Source organism: Curtobacterium sp. UCD-KPL2560, from assembly GCF_001705035.1.
Taxonomy (GTDB): Bacteria; Actinomycetota; Actinomycetes; order Actinomycetales; family Microbacteriaceae; genus Curtobacterium.
This window is the reverse complement of sequence record NZ_MCIG01000144.1, coordinates 1-2,108: the sequence shown is the minus strand read 5'-3', so window position 1 is coordinate 2,108 and position 2,108 is coordinate 1. Positions and strand designations below refer to the sequence as shown.

The 2,108-nt window shown below is 63.6% G+C and carries 2 rRNA genes; both read right to left on the bottom strand.

Annotated features, from left to right (window positions below):
• A 16S ribosomal RNA gene (locus tag BEP24_RS16200) occupies window positions 1–295 on the bottom strand; the annotation flags it as partial.
• Window positions 296–1,822: 1,527 nt separating this feature from the next.
• Window positions 1,823–1,939: ribosomal RNA gene (gene rrf / locus BEP24_RS16195) — 5S ribosomal RNA — on the bottom strand.
• Window positions 1,940–2,108: the final 169 nt, after the last annotated feature.

Below are 2,108 nucleotides of genomic sequence, written 5' to 3'. Positions count from 1 at the left end.
TCAGGCCGGCTACCCGTCGTCGCCTTGGTGAGCCATTACCTCACCAACAAGCTGATAGGCCGCGAGTCCATCCCCAACCAAAAAATCTTTCCACCACCAGACCATGCGGCCAGTAGTCCTATCCAGTATTAGACGTCGTTTCCAACGCTTATCCCAGAGTCAGGGGCAGGTTACTCACGTGTTACTCACCCGTTCGCCACTAATCACAGAAGCAAGCTCCTGATCATCGTTCGACTTGCATGTGTTAAGCACGCCGCCAGCGTTCGTCCTGAGCCAGGATCAAACTCTCCGTAAAAAATTACAACCAACACCGAAGTGTCAGCGAGTTGAAACTGACTGTTGACTGTCCACTGGACAATCTTCAATCCAAAAGGAATTGTCTCCGACCCGACCAACCAAAAGGCCAGCCAGGCACGGGGTCAATAAATTGGCATTGACAATGTGCACGCTGTTGAGTTCTCAAGGACCAGACGCACCCACCGCTCCACACCCATCAGGGCGCTTCACGAAGGAGCTGGTTCGTTGCCCGGGGAAGAACCGTGGCGGACAAGATCTCCAAGTCGATGACCTGGCGACCGTCCCGGCCGTTCCGTTCTCCGCCTCAGCGGCAACGAGGTACAACCTTACGCGGGACTGAGCAGCACCGCCAACCACGCCTACTCCCGGGCGTGTCGCGTTCTACGAGCAAGCCGGGCGTGACTGCGGATGACCTTCTGTTGCCCTGTGGCCCACCGCCCGGCTCACGGCTCACGGCTCACGGCTCACGGCTCACGGCTCACGGCTCACGGCTCACGGCTCACGGCTCACGGCGATGGTGCTCCCCGCCGGCCTCGTATGCAAGCGCCGGCGGCCTCGAGGGGAACCACCGCGATCAGCTCGAAGGCAGCTGGCCTCGACCTGTGGCCGAACAGGCGGAAGATGTTGCCGCGGCGACGAACACCGTCCCGACCGCCCGTACCTCGGCACAGCTGACCCGTCGTGACCCCATCGCCGGAACACCCGCGAGAGAGCGCAGCCACAAGCTGCGCTGGGCGACTTGCCGGTCCCGACTCCTCCGGCGGCCGAAGCCGGCCCGAGCTTCTCGACCGGCCGACGCTCCACGCCGCCGAGTCGATGTACGGGCGACGTGAACGCTCGGTGCGCGTCCCTCGTCACGGTGCATCGGTGCAGAGCTGGAACCCGGCCCCGTCGCGAGGATCGGCTCCAGCGTCCGAACGCCGCAGCGACGGGTCCTAACCGTTCATCGGTTGCAACGCACACACCGCCACGACGGACGCCGCGACCTTTCCCCGCCCGCCCATCCTCGAGCGCCGGCCCGCAACGGTTCTGACGTGTACCTGCCCGATCTCCGTCGCACCCGACGAGGGAATGTCGCGATCGGGCGTCGTTCCCTGGCTTCTCGAGCGGCGGGTCCTGATCGAGATCCGATCTACGAGCCGCCGGCCGACTCCGGCCGCGCCCCGTGAAGGGTGGCGCCCTGCAGTGCTCGGGGCGTGGGCGGGGGCAGGGCAGGTTGACCGACCGGAACGTCCCCGACAGGCGCGACACCTCAGCAGGCGGAGGCGCACACGGCCGGCGCGCAAGGCCAGGCGCAGGTGCAGGTGCCGACACCCGTGCCATCGCAGGTGCGGGTACGGGTACGGGTGCGGGTGCGGGTGCGACGCATGAAAGCCCTCGAAACGCAGAAGATCCCTGGCCGTCATGGCCAGAGGTATCCCGGGTACGCAGAAGACGCCCGACCGTCACAGTCCGGGGTCCCCGGGAACGCAGAAAACCCCTGACCATGAATGGTCAGGGGTTCCCTGGTCGTACGTGAAGATGAGTCCGGCGGCGTCCTACTCTCCCACAAGGTCCCCCTTGCAGTACCATCGGCGCTGAGAGGCTTAGCTTCCGGGTTCGGAATGTGACCGGGCGTTTCCCTCTCGCTATGACCACCGGAACACTGTCGACCCGAAACGGATCAAACACTGTTCCTTCATGCTGGTYCAGCTGAAGTATTCAGTTTGATTCCCGATCGTCTGTCGGGAACCACAAAGTGGACGCGAGCCCCCACCACAAGGGTRGGGAAATAATTGTGTTGTCAAGTCTTCGGCTTATTAGTACCGGTC